The organism is Dactylosporangium sp. NPDC049742, assembly GCF_040674675.1.
In the GTDB taxonomy this organism is placed as follows: domain Bacteria; phylum Actinomycetota; class Actinomycetes; order Mycobacteriales; family Micromonosporaceae; genus Dactylosporangium; species Dactylosporangium maewongense.
On record NZ_JBFANF010000008.1, the window covers coordinates 117,708 to 133,311 of the forward strand.

Annotated in this window: 16 protein-coding genes; 4 read left to right on the forward strand and 12 right to left on the reverse strand. The window is 74.0% G+C overall.

Annotated elements, in window-relative coordinates; genetic code table 11:
• Positions 1-66 precede the first annotated feature (66 nt).
• From AB0J72_RS13325 to AB0J72_RS13370, 10 genes are all read right to left on the reverse strand, one after another.
• Positions 67-1,560: an alkaline phosphatase PhoX gene (locus AB0J72_RS13325; RefSeq protein WP_363398277.1), complete on the reverse strand. Its 1,494-nt coding sequence runs from the start codon at positions 1,558-1,560 to the stop codon at positions 67-69.
• 113 nt (positions 1,561-1,673) lie between these two features.
• Entirely contained in the window at positions 1,674-2,435 is a 762-nt protein-coding gene (locus tag AB0J72_RS13330) for a DUF4253 domain-containing protein (RefSeq protein WP_363398279.1), read from the reverse strand.
• Between the two features lie 163 nt (positions 2,436-2,598).
• On the reverse strand, positions 2,599-3,786 hold the full coding sequence (locus tag AB0J72_RS13335) for an MFS transporter (protein WP_363398281.1): 1,188 nt from the start codon (positions 3,784-3,786) through the stop codon (positions 2,599-2,601).
• On the reverse strand, positions 3,783-4,478 hold the full coding sequence (locus tag AB0J72_RS13340; RefSeq protein ID WP_363398283.1) for a FadR/GntR family transcriptional regulator: 696 nt from the start codon (positions 4,476-4,478) through the stop codon (positions 3,783-3,785). The genes AB0J72_RS13335 and AB0J72_RS13340 overlap by 4 nt, the downstream gene beginning before the upstream one ends.
• 36 nt (positions 4,479-4,514) lie before the next feature.
• Positions 4,515-5,477: a hypothetical protein gene (locus AB0J72_RS13345; protein WP_363398285.1), complete on the reverse strand. Its 963-nt coding sequence runs from the start codon at positions 5,475-5,477 to the stop codon at positions 4,515-4,517.
• On the reverse strand, positions 5,474-6,328 hold the full coding sequence (locus AB0J72_RS13350) for an ABC transporter ATP-binding protein (protein ID WP_363398287.1): 855 nt from the start codon (positions 6,326-6,328) through the stop codon (positions 5,474-5,476). The genes AB0J72_RS13345 and AB0J72_RS13350 overlap by 4 nt, the downstream gene beginning before the upstream one ends.
• The gene (locus AB0J72_RS13355) at positions 6,306-6,722 is read right to left on the reverse strand and encodes a GntR family transcriptional regulator (protein ID WP_344510672.1); all 417 of its coding nucleotides are present in this window, start codon (positions 6,720-6,722) and stop codon (positions 6,306-6,308) included. The genes AB0J72_RS13350 and AB0J72_RS13355 overlap by 23 nt, the downstream gene beginning before the upstream one ends.
• 114 nt (positions 6,723-6,836) lie before the next feature.
• Positions 6,837-7,547, reverse strand: a complete 711-nt coding sequence (locus AB0J72_RS13360; protein ID WP_363398289.1) for a hypothetical protein — start codon at positions 7,545-7,547, stop codon at positions 6,837-6,839.
• A gap of 16 nt (positions 7,548-7,563) precedes the next feature.
• Positions 7,564-8,052 carry a sigma factor-like helix-turn-helix DNA-binding protein gene (locus AB0J72_RS13365; protein WP_354891959.1) on the reverse strand — a complete coding sequence of 163 codons (489 nt, stop codon included), beginning with the start codon at positions 8,050-8,052 and terminating at the stop codon, positions 7,564-7,566.
• A 120-nt stretch (positions 8,053-8,172) separates the two neighbouring features.
• Positions 8,173-9,093 carry a M56 family metallopeptidase gene (locus tag AB0J72_RS13370; protein WP_363398291.1) on the reverse strand — a complete coding sequence of 307 codons (921 nt, stop codon included), beginning with the start codon at positions 9,091-9,093 and terminating at the stop codon, positions 8,173-8,175.
• 89 nt (positions 9,094-9,182) lie between these two features.
• Here AB0J72_RS13370 and AB0J72_RS13375 point away from each other — a divergent pair, with 89 nt between their 5' ends.
• The 4 genes from AB0J72_RS13375 to AB0J72_RS13390 all read left to right on the forward strand — a co-directional run bounded on the left by AB0J72_RS13375 (position 9,183) and on the right by AB0J72_RS13390 (position 12,390).
• Entirely contained in the window at positions 9,183-9,572 is a 390-nt protein-coding gene (locus AB0J72_RS13375; protein ID WP_363398293.1) for a BlaI/MecI/CopY family transcriptional regulator, read from the forward strand.
• A gap of 53 nt (positions 9,573-9,625) precedes the next feature.
• Positions 9,626-10,147, forward strand: a complete 522-nt coding sequence (locus AB0J72_RS13380) for a PadR family transcriptional regulator (protein WP_363398295.1) — start codon at positions 9,626-9,628, stop codon at positions 10,145-10,147.
• A 188-nt stretch (positions 10,148-10,335) separates the two neighbouring features.
• Positions 10,336-11,568, forward strand: coding sequence for a glycoside hydrolase family 3 N-terminal domain-containing protein (locus tag AB0J72_RS13385; protein WP_363398297.1), 1,233 nt, complete (start codon positions 10,336-10,338; stop codon positions 11,566-11,568).
• Positions 11,569-11,598: 30 nt separating this feature from the next.
• Positions 11,599-12,390, forward strand: a complete 792-nt coding sequence (locus AB0J72_RS13390; protein ID WP_363398299.1) for a DUF4184 family protein — start codon at positions 11,599-11,601, stop codon at positions 12,388-12,390.
• A 92-nt stretch (positions 12,391-12,482) separates the two neighbouring features.
• On the opposite strand, the gene AB0J72_RS13395 is transcribed toward AB0J72_RS13390, so the two are convergent.
• Positions 12,483-14,684: an ATP-dependent RecD-like DNA helicase gene (locus AB0J72_RS13395; protein WP_363398301.1), complete on the reverse strand. Its 2,202-nt coding sequence runs from the start codon at positions 14,682-14,684 to the stop codon at positions 12,483-12,485.
• Positions 14,685-14,727: 43 nt separating this feature from the next.
• A complete protein-coding gene (locus AB0J72_RS13400) occupies positions 14,728-15,546 on the reverse strand; it encodes a class I SAM-dependent methyltransferase (RefSeq protein ID WP_363398303.1) in 819 nt (272 codons plus the stop codon).
• Positions 15,547-15,604: the final 58 nt, after the last annotated feature.

Below are 15,604 nucleotides of genomic sequence, written 5' to 3' on the forward strand. Positions count from 1 at the left end.
GCACGCCACGCGACGGTGGAAATTCACTCCGGGGCCCCGGATTCCGCCGGGGCCCCGGAGTGCTGGTCAGCCGAGGTAACGGCCCCACGGGCCGGTGATGGCCAGGGTGATGCCGGGGACCTGGATGTTGACGAACAGGACCTTGCCGTCCGGGGAGAACGTCGGGCCGGTGAACTCGGAGTAGGTCGGGGCGCCGTTGGAGGTGCCGTTGCTGAGCATGTTCCGGGCGATCGCGTAGGTCGGGCCGCCGGGGACGGAGCTCAGCACGTGCGAGGCGCGGACGCCGTCCTCGGCGAGGACGAGGGTGCCCCACGGGGTGACCGTGACGTTGTCGGGCCCGTCGAAGGTCATGTCGGCGTACTTCGGCGCCGGGCCTTCGCCCTCGGCGGCGGAGTTGTGCGGGAAGTACGTGACCAGGGTGATGGTCTGGTCGGAGTAGTCGTAGAACCACACCATGCCGTCGTGCTTGGTCGCGTCGGCGGGCAGGTCGTTGGCGCCGAAGGCGAAGCTGTTGACGATGTAGCAGCCCTTGCGGGTGCTCCAGACGCCCTCGAACTTCTTGCCCCGGGTGACCGTGCCGTCGGCGAACTGGGTGCGGACCGGCTTGGTGGTCGCGTCGCGGTCCGGCACCTCGAGCCAGGTCACCTTGAACGGGCGGCCGATCTGGGCGGAGGTGAGGTACGCGACGTCGGGCAGGATGCTGCCGTCGTCGAGGCGGATCTGCATCGCCTCGAGCTTGCCGGCGTCGTCGGCCAGCGAGTTGGCGATGCCCGCGCCGAGGCGCTTGCCGTCGGTCGAGCGCCAGCGGTAGAACAGGCCGTTGGGGCTGCTGGCGTCCTCGGACAGGTAGACGTGCTTGAGGTCCGGGTCGACGGCGAGGGCCTCGTGGTCGTACCGGCCGAACGCCTTGATCGCCTTGGGCAGCTGCTTCTTGGACTCGGCCGGGAAGACCTCGAAGACGTAGCCGTGGGCCTTCTGGTAGGTGCCGGTCTGGCCGCCGGCGGTCCAGGTGGCGCCGGCGTTGGCGGTGGTCTCCTCGCAGGTCAGCCAGGTGCCCCACGGGGTCACGCCGCCCGCGCAGTTGCGCAGCGTGCCGGAGATGCCGACCCACTCGCCGGTGCGCCGGCCCTGCCCGTCGGTGGTGATGACCGTGCAGCCGCCCGCGTTCGGGGCGCCCGGGTCGTACACGGTGCCCTCGATGTGCGGCACGCCGTACGCGATGGTGTGCGGGTTGAGCTCGTGGTTCTGGATGATCGTGAGCTTGTTGTGGCCGGCGGCGACGACGCCCGTGCCGTCGTGGTAACCGGGCGTCTTGCCCTGGTTGCCGTTCATCTCCGTGCTGCCCTCGCGGGTGACGATCGTGTAGGAGAAGCCCTCGGGCAGCGCGAGGATGCCGTTCGGGTCGTCCTTCAGCGGCGGGAACGGGCGCCCGCCGGAGGACGGCCGGTGCTCCTCGTGCGCGAGGGCGGGCTCGGCGAGGGTCGGCAGGGCACCGGCGACGGTCAGGCCGACGCCCGCCGCGGCCGTACCACTGAGAACTTGACGGCGAGAAACAGTCACGCTGGCACGCTCCAAAGAAGTCTGCTTGATTCCTTCGCAGCCTCGGAGACGCCGGTGAACCGTGGGGAAATACAAGGCGAACGATGCACGTCGCCGACCCGCACAGCGGGCGGTCAGTCCCACCAGAAGTGCCAGGCGGGCGCGCCGACGAGGCCCGCCGCGTAGCCGGGCAGGTCGGTGCCGCCCCACACGGTGTCGGGGCAGAAGGCGACGTGCTCCGCGGCGACCGTCAATGCCTCGTCCACCGTGGACGGTGGCGCGGCGACGCTCAGGAACAGCTCGGCGAAGCCGACCCCGACGACCCGGACCCCGAAGCGCTCCTCCCAGCTGCGCAGGACCGCGCTGATGTGGGCGGTGTCGTCGGTGTGGTTGGCGGGGCCGTCCCAGCCGACGACGGTGAGCGCGTCGGCGCCGCGACCGGCGGCGACCAGGCCGAGCCGCCACGGCCGGCGGGACGCGACGAGCGCGGCCGCCTCCCGGTCGGCGGTCGCGTCGGCGTCGGCGGGGTCCACGCCCGCCGCGGGTGCCAGCCCCGGCCACGGGCCGCGTCCGTCGCCGGTCTCCGCCCACCACTTCGGCAGCAGCGCCGCCGGGTCGTGGTCCGCGGGGTCGGACATGTCGTCGGGGACGAGCTCACCCTCGATCCACGGCCGGCACGGGTCGCCGTCGAGGTGCGTCAGCAGCAGGGGCCACAGTCCGGTGGCGGGGTGTGCGGCGCGCAGCTCCTCCCACAGCCCCGGCGGCGGGGACGTCTTGCTCAGCCAGAGCACCGCCGGCTCGTCGTCGTCGAGGTCGGGCCGGATGGTCTTGCCCGGGGGCAGCGGCACGGTGAGGGCCTTGACCCGGGCGGGCAGCGTCAGACGCTTCGCGGACACCCGCACGACCGTATCCGATCGGCGCCGGGTGGGACAGCCGCCGGGCGCCGTGTCCATCGACGAACTGTGCCACTCCGGCGGCTTTCACCACGGCACCGCCGGCCGCCCGGTCGACCGATCCTGTTACGGGCGGCCCGTCTCGGTTGCCGGGTCGGCCGCCGGGTCAGCCGATCACCCTGTCCCGGCCGGCGAGGACGGCGAAGCCACCCATCACCGCGATCAGTGCGCACATCGTCGCCAAGGGCAACGTCCACGAGCCGCTCGCGTCGCGCAGCGCGCCGATGAGGACGGGGCCGCACGCGGCCAGGAGGTAGCCGATCGACTGCGCCATCCCCGACAGGGCCGCGGCCTGGCGGTGGTCGACGGCACGCAGGCTGAACAGCGACAGGCACAGCACGAGCGACAGGCCCGCACCGAGGCCGGCACTCACCAGCCACACGACGGACAGGCCGGGCGCGAGCAGCAGCCCGCCGACGCCGAGCAGGATCACCGCGGCGCACAGCAGCGCGACGAACCGCTGGTCGGGCAGGCGGCGCATGAGGTGCGGGGCGGCGAGGTTCGCCACGACCGCGGCGATCAGGTACACGAACAGGTGCCAGCCGGCGGTCGTGGCGCTGACCCCGTGGTCCTGCTCGATGCTCGGCAGCCAGGCGACCATCACGTAGAAGACCAGCGACTGCAGGCCCATGAACAGCGTCACCTGCCAGCCGATCGGGCTGCGCCACGGCGAGCGGTGCGCGACGGTCGCGCCGGCGCCGCCGTCGGGGCCCGCCGGGCGGGTGCGCAGCCGGGGCAGCCAGACGGCGGCGGCGACGACCGTGAGCCCGACCCAGCAGCCGAGCGCGATCCGCCAGCCGGCGGTGGACTGGCCCGCGATGGGCACGGCGACGCCGGACGCGATCGCCGCGACGATGCTCTGCGTCGCGGAGTAGCCGCCGGACAGCTGCGCGACCCGGTCCGGGAAGTCCCGCTTGACCAGGCTGGGCAGCAGCACGTTGAAGAACGCGATCGCCGCGCCGATGGCGACCGTGCCGGCCCAGATCCCGCCGGCGACGGGCACCGACCGCAGCACGATGCCGGCGGCGAGCACCGCGAGGCCGAGGCCGAGGGTGCGCTCCAGCCCGAGCCGCCGCGCCACCAGCGGCGCGACCGGCGAGAATCCCGCGAACGCGAGCAGCGGCAGCGCGGTCAGCACGCCGGCGGCGGTCGCGGTCAGCCCGAGGTCGGCGCGCACGTCGTCGAGCACCGGCCCGACGGACGTCAGCGCGGCCCGCAGGTTGGTGGCGATCAGCAGGATGCCGACCACGAGCAGCCCGGTGCGGGCCCGCACGGGCGCGAGGGTGGCGGTCACGACGCGCTCCCGCGCAGGATGTCGCGGCCCTCGGCGACCAGCGCGACGCTGCACGCCTCGGCGGCGTCGGGGTCACCGGCCTCGATCGCGTCGACCAGGTGGTGGTGCAGGTCGTGCACGGTGCTGTCGTGGTCCAGCCCGGCGCTGTCGCTGATCGTCTGCGTGATGACGGGGCTCAGGTGCTGGTACAACTCCGCGAGCAGCGGGTTGCCGCCGGCGATGACGACCGCGCGGTGGAACGCGAAGTCGGCCTCGACGAAGCCCGCCAGGTCGCCGGTCCGGGCGGCGTCCCGCCGGTCGAGCAGCTCGCGCAGGTGGGCGACGTCCTCGGCGGTGGCGTGCAGGGCGGCCCGGCGCGACCCGCGGTGCTCCAGCAGCGCCCGCACCTCGAAGGCGTCGTCGGGGTCGGCCTCCGCGACCCGCCGGCCGAGGGACACCTGCAGCTCGCTGTCGGCGCGCACGTAGGTGCCGTCGCCGGGACGCGCTTCGAGGAGTCCGAGGTGTACGAGCGCGCTCAACGCCTCCCGGACGGTGTTGCGACTGACGCCGAGCTGCTCGGTGAGCCGGTGCTCGGGCGGGATCCGGGAGCCGACCGGCCAGTCACCGGCCGCGATCAGTTGCTTGAACTGACCGGCGACCTGCGTGGCGAGGGGCACGGCCCGTTGCGGGCTCGACAGCACTCCGACCTCCAAATGTAGGACATTTGGATGGTAGGACAGATCGAACGGTTACGCGAGCCTGCGAACCACCCACCAGACGGCCAGGCCGAGCGCCGCGGCGGCCAGCCCGACGAAGATGCCCGACTCGATGAGCTGGAACGTCCAGAAGCGTTCGATCGGCTGGTACGTGTCGGCCCACTCGTACCCGAGACCGCCGAGGCACGCGTCGGTCGCGGCGCGGTCGGCCTGTGCCGCGCACGCCGCGGGCACCTCCGACAGCGGGCTCAGGACGCCGGCGGCGTTCACGGTGTCGTGCCCCAGCACCCAGTCGCCCTTGCCGGCCCGCGGGTCGGCGGCGCCGAACGCGTACCGGGACCGCAGCGGCGCCATGAAGTGCTCCCGCCACACCCGCACGAGCAGGGTCGTCACCAGGTACGTGACCAGGGTGACCGCCATCGCGGGGACGGTCCGGCGCAGGAGCGCCCCGGCCGCGGCGCCGACGGCGAACGCGAAGACGGCGTACGCGACGGGGACGATGCCCCGGAAGTCGAACACGTTGGGGTCGAGCCGGCCGTACATGACGGTGCCCTGCACCCGGATCCGCTCGATCGGCTCGAACCACCACGTCATCAGCTCGGTGAAGGTCGCGGCGACGGCGGCGGCGCCGGCCAGGTGCAGCCCGAGCCGCGCGGCGAGCCACCGGCCGCGCCCGTGCGACTGCGTCCACACCAGGCGGTGCGTGCCCTGCTCCAGCTCCCGGGCGATGAGTGGCCCGCCCCAGAAGACCCCGATGAGCATCGGCACGACGTTGAGCAGCTTGACCGCGGTGGTCACCGCGTCGAACCGCAGGTCGAACGCCTGCACGAGGTCGCCGCAGTCGCCGCCGCCGGCGAGGCAAGCGTCGAGCCCGGAGTCGTGCATGAACCCGGTCATCGCCCGGCGCGTCAGCACCGCGAACACCGCGACGGCGGCGAGCAGCAGCGCGGATGACAGGATGTTGGGCCGGGCCAGCCGCCACGCGAGTCTCGTCATGCCGCCACCGCCGTCATGTAGGCCAGCGCCAGCTCCTCGAGGGAGACCGGTCGCACCGTCCAGACCCGCTCGTCGATCGGCCCGCGGGCACGCACGATGAGGCTGGCCTGGCGGTCGGTGTAGTCGGCCTGCACGGCGGTGTGCGCCGCGGTCAGCGCCGGTGCCGCGGCCCGCGGGCCGGTGACCATCCGGTGCTGCGCCAGCAGCGTCTCGGTGTCGTCGGCGAGCTGGACGTGCGAGGTGCTCAGCAGCACCAGGAACTCGCAGGTCCGCTCGACGTCGGCGAGCAGGTGCGAGGACAGCACGACGGTCACGCCGGACTCGGCGACCTCCGCCATCAGTGTCCGCAGGAAGTCGCGCCGGGCGATCGGGTCGAGGTCGGCGACCGGCTCGTCGAGCAGCAGCAGCCGGGGCCGCTTGCCCAGCGCGACCGCGAGGGCGAGCTGCGAGCGCTGCCCGCCGGAGAGCCGGCCGACCTTCTGCCCGGGTGGGATGCCGATCCGCTCGATCCGCTCCGTCGCCGCCCGTGGGTCCCAGCCCGGGTTGAGCCAGGCGCCCATGCGCAGCGTCTCGGCGACGGTCAGATTGCGGTACAGCGGCTTGTCCTGCGCGACGAACCCGACCTCGGCGACCGTGCCCGGCGAGCGCGGCGGGCGGCCCAGGATCCGCACCGACCCCTCGGTCGGGCGGAGCAGGCCGACGGCCAGGCTCAGCAGCGTGGTCTTGCCGGCGCCGTTGGGGCCGACGAGGCCGATCACCTGACCGGCGGGCAGCGACAGCGTGCAGTCGCGCAGCGCCCACTTCCGCCCGTAGCGGCGGCCGAGTCCCTCAGCTTCCAGTGCGGGTGTCATGCAGTCCCTCCGTGTCGTGCCGCATCACCGCGCGGTACATGGCTTCGATGTCGTCGTCGACCAGCCCGGCCTGCCTGGCCGCGCGCACCCAGTCGGCGAGGCGCTGCTGCAGCTCGGCCTGCTCCGCCTGCTCGGCCCGGTCCTTCGGGCCGAGCGTCGTGCGGACGAACGTGCCGAGCCCCTGCCGGACCACCAGCAGGCCTTCGCGCTCCAGCTCGCGGTAGGCCTTCAGGACCGTGTTGGGGTTGATCGCGAGCTTCGCCACGACCTCTTTCGCGGTCGGCAGCTTGTCCCCGGGCTCCAGCAGCCCCAGCCGCAGCGCGTGCCGCACCTGCTGCGCCAGCTGCAAGTAGGTGGCGACGCCGGACCGGTCGTCGAGCTGGAAGTCGATCACCAGAGCCTCAATCCACTAAGTGCTTAGTACAATGATGGTCATGGCGGGCCGAAGGTGTCAAGGACGCACGACTGCCCCGGCACCAACCGGCGCCGGGGCAGTCGCTGAGTGGGGCTACTTGGTCGGCTTGGCCGGCTTTGCCGACGGGATCTCCTCGCTGCCGGCCCGGGGGCCCTCCCGCGGCGGGGCCACGGTGGTGCAGGTCAGCGGCGTGTCGATGGGCACCAGGCGCTCGACCACGCCGGGGGAGCCGCCCGTGACCTCCAGCTGGGCGGGGTTCAGGTACCCCATGAACAGCTGCTTGCCGGGCGGCAGGGCCGAGGCGTCGAAGACGAACGTCGCGTCGGCGCCCGGCAGGGGTCGCACGACGTCCCTGACGCCGGGGCCGGAGCCGCGCACCAGCGTCAGGTCGTCGCCCGGGCCGGCGCAGAACTCGCCGACCTTGACGACCACCGGGAAGCCGGCCTGCCGCAGGGCCGCCTCCAGGCCGGCGGGATCCTCGAACCACTGCTGCTTGGTCCAGGTCACCTGGACCGTGCCGTCGGCCCGGGAGTCGACGGTGTAGGCGACCGTCCGGACGTGCACCTCGCCGGCCGCGTTCGCGCCGGGTGCCGTGGCCGGGGGTCCCGCCGGGGGGTTGGCGAGGCTCGCCACGCCGAGCGCGACGCCGGCCACCGCCACGGTGCCGGCGGCGACGGTCGCCAGCCGTCGGCGGTTGCGGCGGGCCCGGCCGGTGCTCACGATGTCATCGACGGGCGTGCCCATCGTGACCGCGTCGAGCGAGCCCCGCAGGGTGTCGAGGACGTCGGTGTCGTGGTCGTTCATGACTGCTCCTGACTGTTCATGACTGCTCCTGGCTGTGGTTGACGACGAGATGGCCGCGCAGCGTCGCGATCGCCCGGGACAGGTGCGCGGTGACGGTGCCCGGGGCCATGCCCAGGGCCTTGGCGGTGGCGGCGGTGTCGAGGTCGAGGAAGACCCGGAACGCGATGACCTCCCGCTGCCGGGGCGGCAGGGCGCGCAGCAGCCGTAGCAGCGCCGGGTCGAGGCCGCCGCCGGGCTCGCCGGTACCGACGGCGGCGTCCACGGGCCCGTCGCCGAGGTCGACCTCGCGGCGGTGCCGGCGCCACCACGACACCCGCAGGTTGAGCGCGGTGCGCACCACCCAGGCCCGCGGCGCCGGATGTCGCCGCACCTTGTGCCACGACATCCACGCCCGGGTGAACGCCTCGGCCACCAGGTCCTCGGCGACCTGGCGGTCCGCGACGCCGGCGAGCACGGCCCGCAGGCACCGGTCGCGCTCCGACCGGTAGAACTCGGTGAACTCCATGTGCCCCACGCCCCATGAACGCTTCAGGGCCCGGAATCACTTACCCGGGTTTCCGAGCCCGTCGGTGCTGGCGCCGGCGCGGACCGCTCGGCGTCGCCCCGGGCCGGGTCGCGGGCCCGATCAGCGCCCGCTGGCCGCCATGAGCAGCTCGACCAGGTCGATGGCGGCCTCGACCGACCAGACGACGCTGAACGCGGCCAGCGCGGCGGGCAGCAGGCTCAGCAGCCCCGCGGCGGGCCAGGTGCGCGGGGTCAGCAGCAGCGACACCCGGCGCGGCACGATGCCCTGCGGGATCGCGACGTGCAGCACCGACCAGCCCGATCCGGCCGGGGTCGCGCCGGCACCGGAGCTCGCCAGCGCGGCCGCGCCGATGGCGTGCGCGACCGTGCGACGGCTGCCCACCTCGACGGCGGCGTGCTCGTCGGCGGCCCGTTCGAGGAGGTAGTCGACGTGCTTCGCGACCCACCACAGCGCCGGGTGGGCGGCGGCGGCCGTGCCCGCCAGCCGGGCCAGCCGGTGGTGCCGGCCGGCGAGGTGCGCCTGCTCGTGCGCGAGCAGTGCGTCGAACTGCCGGTCGGTCAGCAGCGACCGCATACCGGTGGTGACCACGACGTAACCGGGCCGGCCGGGGACCGCGAACGCCTTCGCCTCCGCGTCGGGCAGCACGACGAGCGCCGTGCCGTCGCCGGCGGACCGGCCGAGCGCGAGGACGTCGCGGTGGTGGCGCCAGCGGCGGGTGACGGAGACGACGACGGCGGCCAGCAGCGCGACGCTGAGCCACGGCGCCCACGGCTCCGCGGCGGTGTCGGCCGTGACGACCGTCGCCGACCAGCCGAACACGCCGGCGACGGCCGGCACCTGGGCGAGCGCCTTCAGCGTGAACAGCAGCAGGTTGACGGTGCTGGCGGCGGCGACCACGGCCGCGGACCAGGCGACGGCACGGGCCGCGCCGGCGGGCGGTAGCCGGTCGGCGAGCAGTCGCACGACGAGCAGGACCAGCGGCGGCACCACGAGCACCGACCACACGAAATGATCGAACATGTGCCTCCCCCCGCGCGGTGTCCGTGCCCCTCGCACTCTAGCCAGATCGGGTCAGCGGCGGCCGTCCGCGGCTGGATAGAGTCGTCGCGATGAGTACACCACCGCCTCCGGGAGACCGCCGGCGCCGGCCCGGACAGCTCGAGGCGCAGGTGATCACCGTCCTCGGCGCCGCCGCCGGGCCGCTCACCCCGGGCGAGGTCCGCGACCTGCTCGATCCCGACGGCGCGCTGTCGTACAGCGCCGTGGTGACCACCCTGACCCGGCTGCACGAGAAGGGCTCCGTCACCAGGCACCGCGACGGCCGTGCGTTCCGCTACGGGGCGCTCCGCGACGCGGCCGGGCTGGTCGCGGAGCGGATGAGCCGCCTGCTCGCCGAGGAGCCCGACCGGGCGACGGTGCTGCGCCGGTTCGTCGGCACCCTCGACGACCGCGACGAGCAGACCCTCCGCGCGCTGCTGCGGGAGCACCCCGAGGCGTGACCTCTGCTAACTTCTACGTCGTGTAGAAGTTCGGCGGGAGGTGCCTGGCATTGGTGCTCGACGACGTGCTGCTCGCCCTGCTGGGCGGCCGTGACAGCAGCGCGTGGGAGCTCATGCGGCGCCACGACGAGATCTTCGGCAGCGCCCGGCGGATGGACATCGTCCGCGTGATGGCGTCCGTGACGCGGCTGGAGCGGGCCGGCTTCCTGCGGGTCGACACCGCCGTCCCGGCCCGCATGGCCAGCAGCAACCGGCGCACCTGCTCGCTCACCGCCGCCGGCCGGCAGCGCCAGCGGACCTGGCTGTGCGCCCTGCCCCCGGACGTCAGCATCGAGGACGTGTACGTGCGCGGCATGCTCGCCGTGGAGTCCGCCGACGAGGCGACCTTCGACATGTTCATCCGCAGCGGGCTCGCCGTCACCCGCGCCCGCATGCACGCGCTCGCCGACGACGTGGCCGGCGCGGCCGCCGTGACCCGCGCGAAGGCCGCGTTCGAGCGGGAGACCGTCCGGGCCCTCGCCCTGTGGCTGCACCAGCTGCCCGACCACCGCATGCCCCGCTCCGCCGCGGGCTGACCCACCTCCGGCCGCCTGGCCGCCGGTCGCTCAGCTCCCACGGGCACCGGCGTCCGGCTGCCTGGCTTCCGGTCGCCCCGCTCCGGCGGCCGGCCCGGTCCGCCGCGGGCTGGCGGGGGGCGGCCGGTGCGGGCCGGGTAACGTCCATCGGGTCGGGCATCCTGCGAACCCCACGGACGGAGCGGCCCATGGCTCGCCATCGTGGCCGGATCGGCCCGTTCCCCAGGTGGACCGTCGCCGTCGCCGCCGTGGTGCTCGTCGCGGCCGGGGCGGCGCTGTGGTTCGTCGCGGCCGGTCGCGGTACACCGGCATCCGACGCCCGCACGCCCGCTGGTGCCGGCACGCATGCCCCGGTGTCGCCGTCCGCCTCGCCGAGCGGTGACTGTGCCGCCGCGCTGGTCGCGAAGCTCACCCTGGAGCAGCAGGTCGGTCAGCTTCTCATGATCGGCACGCCGATCGGGACGCCGCTCAACGCCGTCCAGGCGATTCAGCGGTACCAGCTGGGCGGCATCTTCCTGGCCGGCCGCAGCACGGCGTCGGCGGCGTCGCTGCGCCAGTCGATCGAGCAGCTGCAGGCGGCCGCGGCCAAGTCGGGGCTCGGCCTGCAGATCGGCGTCGACCAGGAGGGCGGGCAGGTCCAGACGCTGAAGGGCGCCGACTTCCCGCCCATCCCGTCCGCGGTCAACCAGGGCAAACAGGACGACGCGACGCTGAAGGCCAACACCGCCGAGTGGGTCGGCCGGCTCAAGGCCATCGGCGTCACCATCGACCTGGCTCCGGTCGCGGACGTCGTCCCGGCCTCCGTCGGCAAGGCCAACCCGCCGATCGGCGGCTTCGACCGCCAGTACGGCGCGACCCCCGAACCCGCCGCCGCCGACGTCGCCACCGTCGTGACCGCGATGCAGGGCGCCGGCGTGCTCGCCACGCTCAAGCACTTCCCGGGCCTCGGCCGCGTCCGCGTCAACACCGACACCTCCACCGGCGCCCGCGACGACATCACCACCGCCGACGACCCGGCCCTGCAGCCCTTCACCAGCGGCATCGCGGCCGGCTCGGCGGCGGTCATGATCTCCTCGGCGACGTACCCGAAGCTGGACCCGGCCAACGTCGCCGCGTTCTCCGAGCCGATCGTCACCGGCCTGCTGCGCCAGAAGCTCGGCTTCGACGGCCTCGTGCTCTCCGACGACCTCGGCGCCGCCACCGCGGTCGCCTCGATCCCGCTCGGCCAGCGCGCCGTCCGCTTCATCAAGGCCGGCGGCGACATGGCCCTGTCGGTGAAGCTGTCCGACGCCGGCCCGTGGACCGAGGCGCTCCTGACCGCCGCGAAGGGTGACCCCGCGTTCGCCGCCCGGGTGACCGAGTCCGCGACCCGGGTGGTCCGCGCCAAGGTCCGCGCCGGGCTGGCCCGCTGCGGCACCTGAACCGCGGCGGACCCGGCTACAGTCGCGATCATGCCGGCCACCTTCCCTTCGCACGCCGCCGCCGTCCTGCCGCTGAAGCTGTGGCGGCCCGCGTGGTTCGACGGGGTCGCCCTGGTCATCGGCTCGGCCGCGCCCGACCTGCCGTACGCGATGCACTGCCGGCCGCCGTTCACCAAGGGCCACACGTGGTGGGGCGTGCTCGCGTCGGTGCCCGTCACGACCGCGGCGACTCTGCTGGTGCGCCGGGCGGCGCCGGAGGTCGCCGCGCACCTGCCGGGCCTCGGCCCGTTCGCCGTCCACGACTACGGCGCCCTCGCCCGGGCCAGGCACCCGTGGTGGGTCACGGCCGGCTCGGCGCTCATCGGCGCCGCCAGCCACGTCGCGTGGGACCACCTGACCCACGACACGGTGACCGGCACCAGGGTCGGTCTGCCGCGCCTGGCCCGGGAGGTGCTGCCCGGGGTGCCGGCGTGGGTGCCGCTGCACCTGGCCTCCAGCGCGGTGGGCGCCGTTGCGTGGCTCGCCATGTCGGCGAGGCTGGGCCGCACCCGCCGGATCGCCGCGTGGCACGGCCCGGCGCCGCACGTGCAGCGGCGGCCCGGGGCCTTCTGGGGCACCGCGGCCGCGGTCGGTGTGGCCGGCACCGCGGCGGCCGCGCTCGCCCCGCAGCCCCGCCGCCGGTACGTGGGCTTCCTGCCAGCCGTGCCCCAACCGGCGGTGGTCTCCGCGCGCCTCCTCGGCGTGACCGCGGCGGCCCTCATGACCGCCGCCGCCGTGCACCGCGCAATCACGGCGAGGCGACGCCCTGCTGCTGAGCTCTGACCGCCGCTTGCCAGCACGCCCGGGGGTGCTCAGCGCTGTCCCCACCGGGCGGTGTGCCTGCTCACCCGCGTTTGCTGGCGAAGCTGAACGGGTCAGGGGCTGAGGCGGTGGGTGAGGGCGGTGTGGCGGCCGCTGCCGACGGTGCGGACCGCGGCGGCGAGGGCGCGGCGTGAGCCGACCAGCACGACGAGGCGCTTGGCGCGGGTGACGGCGGTGTAGAGCAGGTTGCGTTGCAGCATCATCCAGGCGCTCGTGGTCAGGGGGATCACCACGGCGGGGTACTCGGAGCCCTGGGAGCGGTGGATGGTCATCGCGTACGCGTGCTGCAGCTCGTCGAGCTCGTCGAAGTCGTAGTCGATGGACTCGTCCTCGTCGGTGCGGACGGTGAGGGTCTGCTCGTCGGGGTCGAGGGCGGTGACGACGCCGAGGGTGCCGTTGAAGACGCCGGCCTGGCCCTTCTCGTAGTTGTTGCGGATCTGTGTGACCTTGTCGCCGATGCGGAACACCCGGCCGCCGGCGCGGCGCTCCGGCTGGCCGTCGCGGGACGGGGTGAGGCGCTCCTGCAGCAGGGCGTTGAGCGCGCCGGCGCCCGCTGGGCCGCGGTGCATCGGGGCGAGGACCTGCACGTCGCGGCGCGGGTCGAGGCCGAACTTCGCCGGGATCCGCTGGTGCACCACGTCGACGGTGAGCTGCGCCGCGGCCTCGGTGTCGTCGCACGGGAAGAGGAAGAAGTCGCGCATGCCCTGCACCACCGGCGGCAGGCCGGCGTTGATCCGGTGCGCGTTGGTGACGACGCCGGAGTCGGCGGCCTGCCGGAAGACCTGCGTGAGGCGTACCCGCGGAACGGCCTCCGCATCGAGGACGTCGCGCAGCACGGCGCCGGCGCCGACGGACGGCAGCTGGTCGACGTCGCCGACGAGGAGCAGGTGCGCGCCGGGCGGCACCGCCTTGACCAGCTTGTTGGCGAGGATGAGGTCGAGCATGGACACCTCGTCCACGACGAGGAGATCGACGTCGAGGGGGTTGTCCCGGTCGAAGCTGGCGTCGCCGCCGGGCTGGAGCTTCAGCAGCCGGTGTACGGTCGCGGCGGGCTGCCCGGTCAGCTCGGACAGGCGTTTGGCGGCCCGGCCGGTCGGGGCGACCAGCAGGATCTTCGCCTTCTTCGCGGCGGCGAGCTCGACGACCGACCGGACGGTGAAGCTCTTGCCGCAGCCCGGCCCGCCGGTGAGCACCGCGACCTTCGAGGTGAGCGCCAGCCGGACCGCCTGCTCCTGCTCGGGCGCCAGGTCGGCGCCGGTGCGCGAGCGAAGCCAGGCCAGCGCGCGGGTCCAGTCGACGCCGTGGAAGTGCGGCATCCGGTCGCCCCGCCCCCGCAGCAGGGTCAGCAGCGCGTTGGCCAGGGACTGCTCCGCGCGGTGGAACGGCACCAGGTACACGGCCGGTCCGTCGTTGCCGGGGACCGTCTCGCGCACCACCCCTTCCTCCGTGACGAGCTCGTCGAGGCAGCGGGTGGCGAGGTCCGCGGGCACGTCGAGGATCTTGGTGGCGTCGGCGACCAGCTGCGCGGCGGGCAGGAAGCAGTGCCCGTTGTCGGTGGCCTCGGAGAGGGTGTACTGGAGTCCGGCCTTCACCCGCTCCGGGCTGTCGTGCGGGATGCCGACGGCCTGGGCGATCGCGTCGGCGGTCTTGAACCCGATGCCCCACACGTCGGTGGCCAGCCGGTAGGGCTCGGTCTTCACCACGTCGATGGACTTGTCGCCGTACTGCTTGTAGACGCGCACCGCGATCGACGTCGACACGCCGACGCCCTGGAGGAAGACCATCACCTCCTTGATGACCTTCTGCTCCTGCCACGCCGCGGTGATCTTCGCGGTGCGCTTCGGCCCCAGGCCGGGCACCTCGACGAGGCGCTCGGGGTGCTCCTCGATGACGGTGAGCGTGTCGAGGCCGAAGTGCTCGACGATGCGTTCGGCGAACACCGGGCCGATCCCCTTGATGAGCCCGGAGCCGAGATAGCGGCGGATGCCCTGGATCGTGGCGGGCAGCACGGTGGTGTAGGAGACGACCTCGAACTGCCGCCCGTACTGCGGATGCGACGACCACCAGCCCCGCATCCGCAGGCTCTCTCCGGGCTGCGCCCCGAGCAGGGCACCGACGACGGTCAGCAGGTCGGTGCCGCGCCCGGTGGCGACGCGGGCGACGGTGTAGCCGGTCTCCTCGTTCGCGTACGTGAGCCGCTCGAGGACCGCTTCGAGAACCTGCGGCGGCGGGCGGGAAGCGGCAGGTGGCGGCACGCGCACCATGGTGCCCCCGCCGCCACCGTCGTGGCAATCCGGCTCAGCGGGGCAGGCGGCGCGCCACGTAGACGACGTTCACCGCGTACCGGTCGGTGCCGGGCAGCACGCTCGCCGCCGAGTCGACGCCCCGCGCGATCCGGTCGAGCCCGCGCCGCTCGTACCAACCCTGCGTCACCATCGAGAAGCCGCGGCGCTCCACGGTCTCGAACCCGTGCCTGGCCAGCAGCCGGTCGACGTCGTCGTGCGACAGCTCGGCGAACCACCGCTGCCCCCGCAGCCGGTGTGCCCGCAGGTGCCGCAGCGAGTTGGCGTTGCCGTGGTTCTCGATGACGAGCAGCCCGGCGCCGGGGTCGGGCAGGGCCTTGGCCGCGAACGCGAGGGCCCGGTCGCGGACGGTGTCGTCGACGTTGAGCAGCAGCCGGAACACGGTGACGAGCGCCGGTCCGTCCGCCGGTGCGGGCTGCGGCACGGGGCCGTCGGCCGGGATCGCGTGCAGCTGCGCCCGGGTGCCGACCTCGGCGGCCTTGGCGAGCATGTCGGTGGACGTGTCGTAGCCGTGGGCCTCCCGGACGAGCCCGTGCAGGCTGCGGATCGCCCGGCCGGTGCCGCAGGCGAAATCGTGCTGGACCGGCCGCTGGTCCGGTCCCTGGTTCGGTCGCTGGTCCGGTCGCTGGTCCGGTCGCTGGTCCGATCGCTGGTCCGGTCGCTGGTTCGGGAACGACCGCCGGACCAGGGCCCGCAGGTACGCCCGCTGCCGCTCGTTGATCCGCGACGCGTAGCTGCCGGGTGCGTAGGTGACGTGCTCGTACTTGTCGACCGCGCCGGTGTGCTGGAACACCCGCGCGTAGTTCGTGTCCAAAGCTGATCCCCGTTCGGTTGTGCCGCCCTACCCAGGCCAACCGTGCCATGACGGATCG